This is a genomic window from Flavobacteriales bacterium, from assembly GCA_020435415.1.
Classification (GTDB): Bacteria; Bacteroidota; Bacteroidia; order JACJYZ01; family JACJYZ01; genus JACJYZ01.
In genome coordinates this window covers 57,215-71,535 of sequence record JAGQZQ010000005.1, presented here as the reverse complement: position 1 = coordinate 71,535, position 14,321 = coordinate 57,215, and the positions used below count along the sequence as shown (strand labels likewise).

Genomic DNA, 14,321 nt, shown 5'->3' with positions numbered 1-14,321 from the left:
GTTTGACGGAGATAATCTGACGTTGGAGAAATTCAAAGGATAACGTTATCCAACCCGCTCGATCAGATCAGCAAGTCGGTTCGAGTATCCCATTTCATTATCATACCAACCCACCACTTTTACCATATTGCCAAGCACCGAAGTAAGGTCCGGGTCAAAAATGCAGGAATGGCTGTCGCCCACAATGTCTATGGAAACAATCGGATCCGGATTATAATCCAGAATTCCTTTCAAAGGCCCGTTGGCTGCATCAAGAAATACCTTGTTCACTTCTTCGATACCTGATGGTGGGTTTTTAAGCATGCAGGTCAGGTCTGTCAGAGACCCGTCGGGCACGGGAACACGGATTCCACACCCGCCCATTTTTCCATCCAGATGAGGAAATATCCTGGTAATGGCTTTTGCAGCGCCTGTGGTGGTCGGAACAATTGAGTAAGCTGCCGCCCTTGCCCGACGCAGATCTGAGTGTGGTGCATCGTGCAGTCGCTGATCTGAAGTATAGGAATGAACGGTGGTTATATAGCCGGATTCGATCCCCCAGTGTTCGTCCAGGATTTTCACCATGGGAGCGGCGCTGTTTGTGGTGCAGGACGCATTGGACATGATCTTTTCCGATCCGTCGAGAATGTCATCGTTCACACCCAGAACTACTGTTTTAATATCCCCGTCTTTGGGAGGGGCGGATATGATCACCTTTTCAGCCCCGGCCTTGAGATGTAGTTCCGCTGATTTCCTGTTCCGGAAATGTCCGGTGGATTCCACCACGATCTGCACATTCATACTTTTCCATGGAAGCTCAGAAGGATCATGCAGCGCCGTCACTTTGACCGGATGACCATTCACGATCATCTGATCTCCCTCTACCTGCACCTCACCGGGGAACCTTCCATGTACGGAATCATATTTTAGCAGGTGCGCCAGGGTATGAATGTCCGCCAGGTCATTGATCGCTACCAGTCTGATGTCTTTGCGTTGAACAAGGACCCTGCATAAACTTCTGCCGATCCGCCCGAACCCATTGATTGCGATGTTGATCATTTCCAAAAAAGTTTGCGGTAAAGTTAACGTAAAATCTTCGGTAGGATATGGGACAAGTCCATAAAAAAAGCCCGCCTCAAGGGAAGCGGGCTTTGGGTTTGGTTTAAGAAATCTTAGCGGGTTACCAACAGCTTCTCACTGTGGTTGGTATTGTTTACACGCAGATTTACAATATAGGTACCGGCAGAAAGCTCTCTGCCATGGAATGCGATCTGATGACTTCCGGCCCTGGTATGCGACGCTTCACGTCTCCAAACCGTTTTTCCGGAAAGATCATAAATATTCACTTCCACCATTGCATCCTGTTCCAGCTGGAATGAGATGTTACCAACGCCATTGCGCAGTGGGTTGGGGAACAACCTCAACTCATTCACGGCTACATTATCGTTCGGTTTGATACCGGTAACGGTATTGCTTCTCCAGATTCCACGTCCATGGGTAGCGATGTATAAGCGTGACGAGAAAGCACCTGTTTCATCCAGTTCCTGCTGACGGACTTCGAATACGGGAACGTTGCCGGTACCATTGGTTTCAGCTCCCCAAGTGGCACCGCCATCTTCAGAAACGTATACACCATAATCTGTACCTACATAAAACCTATTGGCGTGGAAACGATCGATCACGGCAGTGTATACCGGCATACTGGGCAGATCACCCTGTACCGAATTAAATGTTCCGACACCCAGTGCATCATTCGATTCATAGATATACGGGGTAGATGAGCCATAACCGCCAAGGGTAACCACAATGTGATTCGGATCCGAACCAACTGCGATTCCTGTTACGCTTTTGGAGAACGTTTCTATTACGGTTGCATCAACAACCGGAAAGTCACCGGATAAGTCGCCGGTATCAAAAGTTCTTGCAAAGCTTACACTATCCAAACGATACAGTGAACCTCCGCTGGTTCCAACAAAGATATGATCGCCGTCGCTGGTGAATTCCAGGCAAGTGATGGTTCCGCTGATGAGGGCAATGTTATACCATTCGGGAACCTTTCCGAATTCCAGTGCTTCACGCGTGATCCATACACCGCTTCCTGTTCCGAACAGTGCATCGCGAATACCCAAGCCGATAGCAAAGCAAGTGTCATAGGTATGTCCTGGAATGGTAGGATCGCCCCAATAACCTTCCCACAAACGGAACGGGGTTACGAAGTTGGCATATCCGGGACTGCCGGGTGTACCCAGACTGGTCATCCTGGTTTCATAAAAACTGCTCATGGTTCCGCCTTTTGTTGCGGTAGCAGACCGGGTGAGGTTACCGTACTGGCTGGATGCAAATGCCGCATCAGGTGTACTGGCAGAAATGTCCAGATGGGTTCCGTCCCCACCCAATATAGCAACTGCCGACTGTAGGGTGTTAAAACCTTCCATGACCGTTTGGGTATTAATCAGGTGTGTACCGTTATCCTGTGTACCACCACCTACAAACTCCCCTGACAACTGGAAGCCGACGCCATAATATTGTGTCACCGAGTATCCTTTATTGATCTCCTTAAAAGTGCTTGCGCCATTGGTAGACTTAAACACTCCACCATCGCATCCTATATACAACACCTGAGGATTGTTCGGATCGAATTGAAACTCGTGTTTATCCGCGTGAACATAGTAAGGGTTAAAAACACTTTTAAACTCGCTGCCGATTTGCAACCAACCTACCCCATTTTCCCATGACCATAGCTCAACACCACCGACAATGATTTTATTTTTATTAGCTGGAAATACCGCCAGGGCATTGTTGTATGACCCCTGTCCATTGTATGGTTCAAACGAAGTGTTACTACCTACAGGTCCATTGTTACTAATGACAATAGAGTTAAAGGAATTTCCTTTATCAGTAGACCGGTAAACATTATACAGATTGCCTCCTTGTGTGGCGGCCACGTAAATGTAATTGGGATCTGACGGTGCAAATGCCGCCTCGACCCTGCCAACACCTGCTGGAAGTCCGGATCCGTTTGTAACAAGGTTAGTAAACGTATTGTCGTTACCATTGGGTGAAATGTGCACCACGCCATTGATAACACAAAGTACAGTACCGTCGCTGGCCACATTTACATCCGAAGATATCTTGGTTTCATTCACAGTGGAAGTACCGATATAGATCGGGTTGAACCACGTAGCACCACCATCATCCGTTACACGCAGACCGCGACTGGTTGATGCATAAATACGATTTGCATTGGTGGGATCAGCCGCCAGCCTGTTGACAGTTGCCCAGTCCACATTGGAGTTATTCGGAGTGGGGATGGTTGAGGCAAGCAGTGTAAAGGTTGCGCCTTTATCTGTTGACTTATAAACGCCACCACCAATGATACCTCCTGAGCCGGTACCGTAGTTTCCGTACATTCCTTCACCTGTGCCAACATAGATATCTCCATTGGCAGCCTGGGTGATCGCAGCTACAGCAAGGTTGGTTGCCACATCTGGGTGTTGCTTCCACGAGCCACCTGCTGAGATGGAATACCAAAGACCACCGCTTACTGAACCAGCGTAGACATTGTTGCTGTTGCTGCGGTCGATCATGATCGCCCGTGTTCTTCCACCGATGTTGTCAGGTCCTAGCTCTTCCCATTGCAGGTTCAGCGCGCTGACTTTACTCCGCGACTGGAAGGAACTTACTTCATCGCGGGCACGCAGCATGGCCTGCTCATCAAATTCACCTGTTTTAGGATTGGCCCTTAACATTCGGTAATGCTCCAACGCGCCTTCGATGCCATGCGGCAGTGTACGTTCGGCTCTGGGAACATAGTGATTATGTTGTGACTTCTGAGTGTTTTTTTGAGGGATCAGCGCCATGGTACCCACAACCACGGCTAATGCGGCAAAGCTGAATAGGGCTTTTGACTTCATAGCAAACACTTGATTCAGTTAATTAAAATTCTTAGGTTGATAATGCAGACCGATGCGGAGGGTAAAAGTATGAAATAAATTCCAAATACAAAGCAATCAGAGGCTCGTATTCACGGCAATGCAGAAGGGGAAATGGTATCGTTTCAGGACACCAGTTTAACTAATGTACGGCTTTTCAGAGACTTATGCAAATCACAAATTGGTAGCCTGCAAATTCTTCAACCGGATTCCTGGATTTAAAACGTGCGGATCGGAACGAAACCTGTCAAAATCAGAAAATATGCTTTTCCGCATGGTAGGACGAGCGGACGAGCGGACCACTTTCAACAAACCGGAAGCCCTTTTTAAGGCCTTCTTCTTCATAGCGTTTAAATACATCGGGATGAATGAACTCCGCGATAGGCAGGTGTTTCTTGGTAGGTTGCAGATACTGTCCCACGGTAAGCACATCACAACCAACCGCCCGCAAGTCATCCATGGCTTCCAGAACCTCATCTTCGGACTCTCCCAAACCGACCATAATTCCGGATTTGGTTTTCATTCCGCCGTCCTTCAAACGCTTAAGCACCTCGAGGCTTCGATCATACCGGGCCTGGATTCTTACCTCACGGGTAAGTCTGCGAACTGTTTCCAGGTTATGTGATACGATCTCCGGTGCGACATCTATGATCCGTTGAAGATTTTCCCATTTTCCCTGAAAGTCAGGTATCAGTGTTTCCATGGTGGTTCCGGGAGAGTTGGCCCGAATGGCCTTCACCGTTTCTGCCCAGATAATGCTGCCACCATCGGGCAGGTCGTCCCGATCCACGGATGTAATCACACAATGTTTGACCTGCATTTGCTTTACGCTTTCTGCAACACTCCATGGTTCATTTTCATCGACCTTTCCGGGACGCCCGGTGGCAACCGCACAAAAACCACAAGATCGGGTACACGTATTACCAAGGATCATGAACGTAGCGGTACCGGCACCCCAGCATTCACCCATATTCGGGCAATTTCCGCTCTCACAGATGGTATGAAGCTTATGTTTGTCAACCAGTTTACGAACTTTTGCATACTCCGGACCGGTAGGTAGTTTCACCCGAAGCCATGGTGGCTTTCTTAGTGGTTGCTCCGCAGATTGTTCGGGTTGTACTATTGTTAACGACTCCTTCAGGTCTTCACCACTTCTTGCCATAAAGCAAACTCAGATAAAATGTAAGAAAGTAATTGCGCGAAGGTACGAACTCTGCCGCCATGATGTGCACGTCTTTGGGATAAACATCAAGCGCCACACCTACTTCGATGGCCTTAACCTCTTCCTGCAAAGGGCCGTATTCGAATGCCAGACCGGTCTTCGCATAGAGACCGGGGTGCACAGCCAATTGTCCGAGCCCTTTGGTAAAAGGTGCGCGGCCATAAATGTTATCCGGAAAATGTATGAGGGGTTGGTATCGCTCCGTGGAAATATTGAACTCAAATGGTTCGCTGGTTGGTTTCAGAATCTCCAGATACACGGGTTTTGCCAGTCCGAAAGTTGCACCGGTATAATGTAAAAATCTTATTTCAACGCCATTAAGGCCATCCTTGCCGGCGATCACATATTGCATCCCATAACCCAGGCGCAGCATGGATAACGTATTGACCTTACCGTAAATATATGATTTGGTGTTATCGAAGAAAGGATTGACGGACTTCACCTCTTTCGGGTGTTTTAACCCCACATACTCCACCTCGAAAAGTCGCTTTTTGCTTCCTGTGATGTGAATTCCTCTTTTAAAGGTCAGCCCCCAACCCTGGGAATGAAAAACGGGGCCTCCGTTCATTTCGTTGCGGTACAGAATCGTCAGGTCATCCTTTCCGATTTCCTGACCCAAAAGGTCGCCGGAAAAGAGGCCTGTGCAAGCAAGAACAGATATCCAGATTCTTTTCATGACCACTTCAAAAGTATACGAGGGGCTGACAAACAAAGATACGAAAATACAACTAAAATAGTGTGTGGTTACCAAAATAGCAAGTGGGAAAACCTTACGTGGCAATGTATTAAAACCGCAGACAAAAATTCATGGTGATGAAGAGAATATTTACATTTGGGACATGGCTACAATTCACACCACATATCCCGGTGATCTGAGAACAAAGGCAATACATGTTCAATCGGGAGAAGCGATCATAACAGACGCACCTGTAGATAATGAGGGTCGCGGAGAAGCATTCTCCCCCACCGATTTGCTGGCGGCATCGCTGGGAAGCTGCATGATTACCATTATGGGTATACGATCCCGCAAGCGGAACATTACGATAGACGGTTGCCGCGCAGAGATCACCAAGATCATGGCCTCTGACCCCAGAAGGGTTTCTGAGGTTCATGTAGAACTTTACTTTCCGGATGTGGATTACACGCCGGAAGACAAGAAAATATTAGAAGATGCCGCAATGAATTGCCCGGTGGCAAAAAGCCTTCACCCGGATATCATCCAGCGAATCAATTTTCACTATTCAAAGTAAAAGAGAGGTACATCCCTCCGAGTAGGGAGATGCTTCAGGAATGTTGCTCTGCAGAAGGCTGATTGGCCTTGCCATAGGCAGGACATTTCTCGTGTGCCTTACACGCACTTAACACGGTTCCAACAAACATTACGACGGCGGCTATCCAAATAACTTTTCTCATGGTTCCTTTTCTTACAGTGTTGACTATCTGGTGAGGTAACGGGCTTATACGCCCTCATCTATTAAAAAGTTCGGTTGAGCACCCACCTTGACAAATGTAACCTTTTGACGGTTTAATCGCAATGCTGTACCCGTGATTTTTAGTACTTTTCAACTTTCATATCCCAATTTGCTCATCGAGATCATTCTTCGCCATGCAAACATCAATAAACATGCCATCCGGTCCGGAGCCCAAAGCAAATGTGGACATAGATCCTCAATGGGAACTACAGCTCCGGAATGAATTCCATTCTGAGTACTTTAAGAATCTCAAACAATTTCTGCTTACCGAAAAGCAACAACATACCATTTTCCCACCGGGCAAAGAAATCTTTTCCGCTTTCAACCTTACTCCGTTTAGTCAGGTGAAGGCTGTAATTCTGGGACAAGACCCGTATCACGGAAAAGGACAGGCCAATGGCCTTTGTTTTTCAGTATCGCCTGGTATCAAACAACCTCCATCACTTAAAAACATTTTTAAAGAACTGCATGATGATATCGGCCTGCCTGTTCCCGTCTCCGGCGACCTGAGTCCCTGGGCAAGGCAAGGGGTATTACTTCTCAACGCCACACTCACTGTTCGTGCATCCCAGCCCGGGTCGCATCAAAAGCAGGGATGGGAAACGTTCACCGACCAGGTCATTCGCGCGCTCTCCAACCATCATCAGGGACTCGTATTTCTGCTGTGGGGAAAGTTTGCTCAGGCGAAAGCTGATCTGATCGATGCCGCTAAGCATCACATCCTGAAGGCAGCCCACCCTTCTCCATATTCCGCTACCTATGGTTTCTTCGGTTGCAAACACTTTTCAAAAACAAATGAGTTGTTGAAACAAGAAGGTAAATCGGTGATCGATTGGTCTTTACCATAATGAAACAATATCTGCGACGTTGTCATTGATACACTCCATACCGAATCATCCGTTGCGGCTTTACCTGTCCATTATCTGCTTCGTTTTCCTGAACACATCCGGTCAGGCACAGATTATTTCGTTGACCCTTGCACCCGGCGTACAAACACGTCTTTTGCCGGAACCGGTTGCCGGCCTTGCTCAAAAGCCTTTCGAAGGAGACAGTATGCAAGTGGCTGCCAAGGCAAAAGACCTGTTGTCCTTACTTTTTGAAGAAGGCTACCTCACAGCAAATGCCCATTGGAGTGACAATCACACCACCCTTCGTCTCAGCCCGGGTCAGGTATATTCCTGGGCCAGCCTGTCTTCCGGCAATATTCCACCCGAAGCGCTTTATACCGCAGGTTTGCGCAAGGGTACCTTTAAGGATACCCCTTTTAAAAACACCAGGGTGGCGGATATGCGTCATCGGGTTCTCGGCTGGTTTGAAGACCATGGTTACCCCTTTGCCACTGTTTTTCTTGACAGCATAGGGATGGAGCATGGTAAAATCTCTGCAATATTAACGGCGAACAAAGGACCGTTGATCACACTGGACAGCATCATTGTCAAATCCGAAGACAGGATGTCGTACACATTGATCACCGCTGTTATCCAATGTGAAAAGGGTGATCTCTACAATGAGTCGGTGATCAGACAAATTGACAAACAGTTGAATCAAAGCAACTTTCTCCGGTCCGCAAAACCGCCTGAGGTATTATTCATGAAAGGTAAGACCTGGCTGTATGTATACCCTGCGAAAAAGAAGGCCAACAGGTTTGATGGCATCATAGGTATGTTACCGGACGAAAAAACGGGAAAGGTCAGATTTACAGGGGATGTTCACCTTAAACTCGTGGATGCGTTAAGCCGCGGAGAATCTCTCATTCTGGAATGGCAACACCTCCAACCTCAATCACCCCGCCTCAAAGCCGAAGCGGCATACCCATACCTGTTTCATACGCCATTTGGCATGAACGGGCAACTTGGCATCTATAAAAAGGATACTACCTTTCTGGAAGTACGACAGCGTCTGTCCTTTCAATATGCATTGAATGCAGGCATTTCAATTCTTGGATTTGCAGAAAGAAAATCCTCCTCAACCCTCACTCCGGCAACCGCCACCTATAATCAGGACAATGAGTGGGCAAGTACGAAGGTGGTCATGTACGGACTTGGCATTCAAAAACAGGTTGAGCAATCTGACCGTGCTCCGGTCCGCGGTTTCTTCATCAACCTCGAAACTGCCGCAGGCAAACGAAGTGCTGAAAACAACTCCAATACCCCTTCGGACGGGAATACAGTTCCATCATCGATCCTCATTGAAACCGATCTGCTCGCCGGAATGTATCATCCGATTTACCGGCGTCATATTATTCATGGCAGATTATGGTTCCACTCCAAAATGTCATCACAGGGTTTCTTTACAAATGAGATGATCCGGTTCGGTGGCATGCGCACACTCAGGGGTTTCGACGAAGAATCCATTCTGGCATCGACCTTGCTGTCAGGTACCATAGAATACCGGTATATGCTGGAAGAAAGTTCTTATTTGTATTTATTTGCAGACCGTGCCCGGTATGAAGCAAATGGTCATTCAACATACCGCGCAGATGATCCTTACGGTTTTGGGGCGGGTATTTCATTTGCTACTCAGGCCGGCATATTTACCATTAACTACGCTTTGGGCAAACAGCTTCAAAATCCTGTCTCCCTGCGATCCGGGAAGATTCATTTCGGACTGGTCAATATATTTTAGTGATGAATAAAGCAATACTTCTAATGCTCTTGCTCGGTGCCTGGTCATTGTCCTCCTGGAAAATGATACCGGAAGCATCAGACGACCCGATGGAAAATCAAATCGATTCCTGCTTCCGTGAACGATACCATAAAGAAGGTCCGTTCGACTGTTTGTACATCTCCATAAAACAACAGAAACTGATGGTGGTCATGAGGGGAAAGATCACCCATACCTTTCCCATCTCATCATCAAAATATGGAATCGGAGCAGAGAAAAACAGCAATAAAACACCCCTTGGATTTCATGTGATCAGGGAAAAGATCGGAGACAAGGTACCATTAAACGGCATTTTGAAATCACGGATATACACCGGAAAGCAGGCCGAGATCATCCATGAGAAACGTTCCGTTGATTCCGATGACGTGACCACCCGTATCCTTTGGCTGGCCGGCGATGACCCGGGCAAGAACAAAGGGGGCCGGGTAGATTCTTTCGAACGGTACATTTATATCCATGGTACACCTGAGGAGGGCCTGATCGGGCAACCGGCATCGCATGGCTGCATCCGGATGTTGAATGCCGATGTCATCTTGTTGTACAACATGGTACACGTGGGCATGAAAGTGCTTATTTCAGAGGACTAGACGATCGGGTTCAAATAAAAGCGTTAATTTCAAAGCATGGAAATCGTGTACATCATTTTCGGGTTAGCTCTTGGCGCAGGGGTGATGTGGTTCGTGCTTCAGGCAAAATCAAAAAATATTCTGGATGCTTCAGAAAATGAGAAACAGCATTGGCAGGATCGACAGGAACAACAACAGACAGCATATGACCAGCTCCGCACGGAACTGCAATCCGAAAGGGGTAAGGTCGAATCGCTCAAGGAAGAGAGGGGAAAATGGGTGGCTTCACATGAAGCTTTGTCTGAAAAGCTGCGTGAACAAAAGGCCGAACTGGAGCAGCTTCAGGAAAAATTCACCAAGGAATTTGAGTTGGTGGCCAACAGGGTTATGCGCCAGAACACAGAAGTATTCAATGAGCACAGCAAAAAGAACATGACCGAGATCCTTGATCCGTTGAAGGAAAAACTGAAGGATTTCGAACAAAAAGTTGAAACCGTTCACAAGGAAAATATTCGCCAGAACAGCACGTTGACCGAACAGATCAGCGGTCTCAAGATGTTGAATGAACAAATGAGCAAGGATGCGCTTCATTTGGCGAATGCCCTGAAAGGCGATTCAAAGACACAGGGTGATTGGGGTGAAATGCAACTGGAGATGATCCTGGAACGATCCGGGCTCACCAAGGGTGTGACCTATACCACCCAAAGCGGTATGAGAGATGAGGAAGGCAACTTGAAGAAACCTGACTTCATCATCAACCTTCCGGAAGATAAGCACATGGTCATTGATGCTAAGGTTTCCCTTTCCGATTATGAGCGATACTATCAAACGGAAGCGCCTGAAGAAAAAGAGCGCTTTCTCAAAGGCCATATTCAGTCCCTCAGAAACCACATCCGCGAGCTGGGCGGAAAGAATTACCAGGCGCTGTACCAGATCAACACACCGGATTATGTGTTGATGTACGTACCCATTGAACCCGCCCTGACACTGGCCATGCAACACGATCGCCAGCTGTTCGACGAGGCGTTCTCCAAACGAATTTTACTGGTATCCTCCACCACGTTAATGGCAACCATGAAAACGGTAGCCTTTATCTGGAAACAGGAAAACCTCACCCGCAATGTCATGGAAATATCCAGACAGGGTGGTGCGATGTACGACAAGTTCGTCAGTCTGCTCGAAGACTTGTCCAAAATAAAATCGCATCTTGACAAATCACTGAAAGCCTACGAAGAAGTAGAAAAGAAAATCACCGGGCGTGGCGGTGTGATGACCCGGATAGAACAACTGCGATCACTCGGTGCCAAAACCACCAAGGAACGGAGCATTCCACAGGAGTTCAAAATCAATACTGCTGATGAAAACAATCTGATCCCGTGATGAAGTCAAAACTGTTATACCTGATATTGGCCGCAGGCCTGATGTTGACGCAATGCCGGACGCCTGCCAGGATCAGCCACCAAAACCTGTCTTTCATTTACCAGCAGGACAACCAGAACATACACCCGCATTTTGTCACTTACCACATCAGTGACTCACTGACCAGAATCTTCTATAAATTAAATTCCAGTGACCTGCTTTATAGCAAGAAAGGTGGTGATAACCATTACATAGCCAGGTTTGCATTCCATTGCACGCTCTACGATTCTTATGAATATGAACTCATTCATGATAGCACAACCATTTACCTGGAACACACCGGCGACAATGGCATATCTCAACGTATTTCCGGTTCATTTGATCTTCCGGTAAAGGACGGTCGCAATTATTTACTGGAGATCAAGTGCCACGACATCAACCGCAATGAAAAGGTTATCAATTACATCGACATAAAAAAAGAGAAACCCGGAAACCGTCAATATTTTTATCTTAAATCCGGAGAAAATGCTCAGCCGCTGGTTCGTAATTACTTTGCCCTGAATGAGCCTTTCACCCTGGAAACATCGCTAAAAGGCATCAAAGAATTGACGGTGCGATACTACCAACGGGAATTTGATCTGCCCGCCCCACCCTTTTCCACGGCTGTTTCCAAATCGTTCAATTATTCGGCAGACAGTACCTTTGTGCTAGAGCTGGACGAGAATGGTCAGCTAACCACCAGTCTGAACAAAACCGGCTTCTACCATTTTCTGATGGATTCAACCTCCAGGGAAGGATTAACGGTTTATGCCTTCGGTGACCATTTTCCGAAAGTGACTACGGTACCATCCATGCTTCACCCGCTACGTTACCTGACGACGCAGCAGGAATATGACCATATGGAGAATGAAGCCAACAAACAGGAAGCCGTTGATGAATTCTGGAGAAGCAGTGGCGGAAGTGACGACAAGTCCCGTGACCTGATCCGAAAATATTACACGAGGGTGGAACAGGCCAACGATTATTTCACCTCGTATCTTGAGGGATGGAAAACCGATCGTGGACTTGTATACGTGATCTTTGGTCAGCCGAATGTTATTTACAAAACATCCAACTCTGAAAGCTGGGTTTATGGTGAAGAGCATAATGCGCTATCCATGCAGTTCACCTTTGTAAAAGTGAACAACCCGTTTACAGACAATGACTACAGCATGAACCGTTCTCCCATCTATAAAAACAGCTGGTACCGCGCCGTGGATACCTGGAGACAGGGACGGATATATTAACACCAGATACCCGCAAAACGCATCTATGAAATACCCACAACGCAAACCTGTTGAAAAATTCGAAGGTGAAGAAAAAGACCTGGTATTCGGAATAAGACCGGTACAGGAAGCGCTTACCGCCGGCAAAGAGATCGACAAACTTTACATGCAAAAAGGCCTGACCGGAGATGGAAGCCAGGAGGTCATTGCCAAAGCACGGGAGTTACACATCCACATCCATTACGTGCCCAAAGACCGGATGGATCGCATCACGCGGAAAAACCATCAGGGTGTGGTAGCGTTCATCTCTCCTATCCGTTTCCAGTCGCTTGAATTGCTGGTTCCGATGATCTTCGAAAAGGGAGAGACACCATTGTTTATCATCCTGGATCGCATTACGGATGTACGTAACATGGGAGCCATCATACGTACTGCGGTATGCGCAGGGGCGCATGGTGTGGTATTTCCGGATCAGGGTGCAGCCAGGGTAAGCAATGAAACGGTGCGCACATCGGCCGGCGCTGCATTCTCCATTCCGCTATGCAAGGTAAAAAGCCTGACCCATGCCTGCCGCTACCTTCAGGACAGTGGCATACAACTTATAGGTTGCACAGAGAAGGCCTCAAAGGACATTTATGGGTTAGATATGAAAGAACCCAGCGCGATCATTTTAGGATCTGAAGAAGACGGTATTTCCGAAGAGTTGTTGAAAATGTGCCATCAAAAAGGGCGCATCCCGCTGGCAGGGCCGATCGCATCATTGAATGTATCCGTAGCGACGGGCGTGGTCTTGTTTGAATCCATCCGGCAACGCCAGACGGTCAGTCAATAAAGCGATTCACATAATCTTCCCTCACCGGATGAAAGACGTCAATGATGCGGCAGTCTGTAATAGCCTTGCCATAATGCCTGGCACCTGAAGGGATCACGGCAACATCACCGACGGTCAATATCCTGGACTCCCCTTCAACGACCAGTTCAAACTTACCCCGCACCACATTGGTGACCTGTTCATTGGGGTGGCTGTGCTCCGGAAACGGTGACCCTGCCTTTACATCGTAGTAGGCCATCGTAAGATTTTTGGTATGCACAAGGCGTACACGATATCCCGGGATGGTTTCCTTCTCAGGGATTTCGTTCAGTGAAATAAAAGGTGACTTCTTAGCCATATCATGATTCTTGTAAAGCATCTTCAATGATGGACTGTAACGCGGAATTCATCTGGAGTGAGCGTGCTTCCGCATGTCCGCGCATACTCATCTTCCCCCAGGTTTTACGGATGATATCCACCACCTTTTCACGGGGGTGTTTAGCCGCGAATGTCAGTGCTTCAAACTCGAGAAATACCAGGCACAGGGCATCTTCCATGACCTGTACTTCGGGATCATTGCGAAGGCCTTTTTTCTTATTGATATCCATGACACGGTTGATCACAGCCTCATCATACCCTACCTGTTCAAGAACTGCAGAAGATTCCTTTGCATGAAAAATCGCTTGCGCCGCGCGCCATTGGAGGTAGCCCTTCTTTCCTTCCGGATATGAGTCACGAGGTGTTTCCCACCGTTTCAGGTGCTGGCAGTGACCTGCCAGCTTTAATGCCTCGGATGCGCTGGGTGCAAGCTTTGCAAGCCATGAGGAAAGCCTACGTGTGTGACAAAGCGTTTCAGGTGTTTCAACACCGTCACATAAAACCTTATGAGGATCGCCGGCATTGATCTTGTCAAAGATCGCCACCGCCTGTTCAAACCTTTCCATATCGGACATTTGTTTTTTTTCGCAATTCGGAACGAAATTCATGAACAGGAAGGAATATTCAAAATGTATATTGACATTCGGTTAAAAGCGAGACCTATATCTTCCCC

At 47.5% G+C, this 14,321-nt stretch carries 13 protein-coding genes; 7 read left to right on the top strand and 6 right to left on the bottom strand.

Going from position 1 to position 14,321, the window contains the following annotated elements; translation table 11 throughout:
* Positions 1-45: 45 nt before the first annotated feature.
* The 4 genes from gap to KDD36_02115 all read right to left on the bottom strand — a co-directional run bounded on the left by gap (position 46) and on the right by KDD36_02115 (position 5,809).
* The gene (gap, locus tag KDD36_02130) at positions 46-1,038 is read right to left on the bottom strand and encodes a type I glyceraldehyde-3-phosphate dehydrogenase (protein MCB0395421.1); all 993 of its coding nucleotides are present in this window, start codon (positions 1,036-1,038) and stop codon (positions 46-48) included.
* Between the two features lie 113 nt (positions 1,039-1,151).
* Positions 1,152-3,893 (bottom strand): T9SS type A sorting domain-containing protein, encoded by a 2,742-nt coding sequence (locus tag KDD36_02125; protein ID MCB0395420.1) that lies wholly within the window; start codon positions 3,891-3,893, stop codon positions 1,152-1,154.
* Positions 3,894-4,164: 271 nt separating this feature from the next.
* Complete coding sequence (lipA, locus tag KDD36_02120) at positions 4,165-5,073, bottom strand: lipoyl synthase (protein ID MCB0395419.1); 909 nt, start codon at positions 5,071-5,073, stop codon at positions 4,165-4,167.
* A complete protein-coding gene (locus KDD36_02115; GenBank protein ID MCB0395418.1) occupies positions 5,057-5,809 on the bottom strand; it encodes a hypothetical protein in 753 nt (250 codons plus the stop codon). The genes lipA and KDD36_02115 overlap by 17 nt, the downstream gene beginning before the upstream one ends.
* A 163-nt stretch (positions 5,810-5,972) precedes the next feature.
* Between KDD36_02115 and KDD36_02110 the strand changes: the two genes are divergently transcribed.
* The 7 genes from KDD36_02110 (at position 5,973) to rlmB (ending at position 13,291) form a co-directional block, all read left to right on the top strand.
* Positions 5,973-6,383 (top strand): OsmC family protein, encoded by a 411-nt coding sequence (locus tag KDD36_02110; GenBank protein ID MCB0395417.1) that lies wholly within the window; start codon positions 5,973-5,975, stop codon positions 6,381-6,383.
* Positions 6,384-6,757: 374 nt separating this feature from the next.
* Positions 6,758-7,453 carry a uracil-DNA glycosylase gene (gene ung, locus KDD36_02105; protein MCB0395416.1) on the top strand — a complete coding sequence of 232 codons (696 nt, stop codon included), beginning with the start codon at positions 6,758-6,760 and terminating at the stop codon, positions 7,451-7,453.
* Between the two features lie 19 nt (positions 7,454-7,472).
* Positions 7,473-9,230: a hypothetical protein gene (locus KDD36_02100; GenBank protein MCB0395415.1), complete on the top strand. Its 1,758-nt coding sequence runs from the start codon at positions 7,473-7,475 to the stop codon at positions 9,228-9,230.
* Positions 9,231-9,232: 2 nt separating this feature from the next.
* Positions 9,233-9,856, top strand: a complete 624-nt coding sequence (locus tag KDD36_02095) for a L,D-transpeptidase (protein MCB0395414.1) — start codon at positions 9,233-9,235, stop codon at positions 9,854-9,856.
* Between the two features lie 36 nt (positions 9,857-9,892).
* Complete coding sequence (gene rmuC, locus KDD36_02090) at positions 9,893-11,215, top strand: DNA recombination protein RmuC (GenBank protein ID MCB0395413.1); 1,323 nt, start codon at positions 9,893-9,895, stop codon at positions 11,213-11,215.
* Positions 11,212-12,480 carry a GWxTD domain-containing protein gene (locus KDD36_02085; protein ID MCB0395412.1) on the top strand — a complete coding sequence of 423 codons (1,269 nt, stop codon included), beginning with the start codon at positions 11,212-11,214 and terminating at the stop codon, positions 12,478-12,480. The genes rmuC and KDD36_02085 overlap by 4 nt, the downstream gene beginning before the upstream one ends.
* Positions 12,481-12,505: 25 nt before the next feature.
* On the top strand, positions 12,506-13,291 hold the full coding sequence (rlmB, locus tag KDD36_02080) for a 23S rRNA (guanosine(2251)-2'-O)-methyltransferase RlmB (GenBank protein MCB0395411.1): 786 nt from the start codon (positions 12,506-12,508) through the stop codon (positions 13,289-13,291).
* Here rlmB and KDD36_02075 read toward each other — a convergent pair.
* Complete coding sequence (locus tag KDD36_02075; GenBank protein ID MCB0395410.1) at positions 13,281-13,628, bottom strand: cupin domain-containing protein; 348 nt, start codon at positions 13,626-13,628, stop codon at positions 13,281-13,283. The genes rlmB and KDD36_02075 overlap by 11 nt on opposite strands.
* 1 nt (position 13,629) lies before the next feature.
* Positions 13,630-14,214 carry a DUF4202 domain-containing protein gene (locus KDD36_02070; protein MCB0395409.1) on the bottom strand — a complete coding sequence of 195 codons (585 nt, stop codon included), beginning with the start codon at positions 14,212-14,214 and terminating at the stop codon, positions 13,630-13,632.
* Positions 14,215-14,321 lie beyond the last annotated feature (107 nt).

Excerpts from the sequence above, each read along its gene's own strand:
- gap (MCB0395421.1), bottom strand. The coding sequence starts at position 1,038 with ATGATCAACATCGCAATCAATGGGTTCGGGCGGATCGGCAGAAGTTTA.
- KDD36_02125 (MCB0395420.1), bottom strand. The coding sequence starts at position 3,893 with ATGAAGTCAAAAGCCCTATTCAGCTTTGCCGCATTAGCCGTGGTTGTG.
- lipA (MCB0395419.1), bottom strand. The coding sequence starts at position 5,073 with ATGGCAAGAAGTGGTGAAGACCTGAAGGAGTCGTTAACAATAGTACAA.
- KDD36_02115 (MCB0395418.1), bottom strand. The coding sequence starts at position 5,809 with ATGAAAAGAATCTGGATATCTGTTCTTGCTTGCACAGGCCTCTTTTCC.
- KDD36_02110 (MCB0395417.1), top strand. The coding sequence starts at position 5,973 with ATGGCTACAATTCACACCACATATCCCGGTGATCTGAGAACAAAGGCA.
- ung (MCB0395416.1), top strand. The coding sequence starts at position 6,758 with ATGCCATCCGGTCCGGAGCCCAAAGCAAATGTGGACATAGATCCTCAA.
- KDD36_02095 (MCB0395414.1), top strand. The coding sequence starts at position 9,233 with ATGAATAAAGCAATACTTCTAATGCTCTTGCTCGGTGCCTGGTCATTG.
- rmuC (MCB0395413.1), top strand. The coding sequence starts at position 9,893 with ATGGAAATCGTGTACATCATTTTCGGGTTAGCTCTTGGCGCAGGGGTG.
- rlmB (MCB0395411.1), top strand. The coding sequence starts at position 12,506 with ATGAAATACCCACAACGCAAACCTGTTGAAAAATTCGAAGGTGAAGAA.
- KDD36_02075 (MCB0395410.1), bottom strand. The coding sequence starts at position 13,628 with ATGGCTAAGAAGTCACCTTTTATTTCACTGAACGAAATCCCTGAGAAG.
- KDD36_02070 (MCB0395409.1), bottom strand. The coding sequence starts at position 14,214 with ATGGAAAGGTTTGAACAGGCGGTGGCGATCTTTGACAAGATCAATGCC.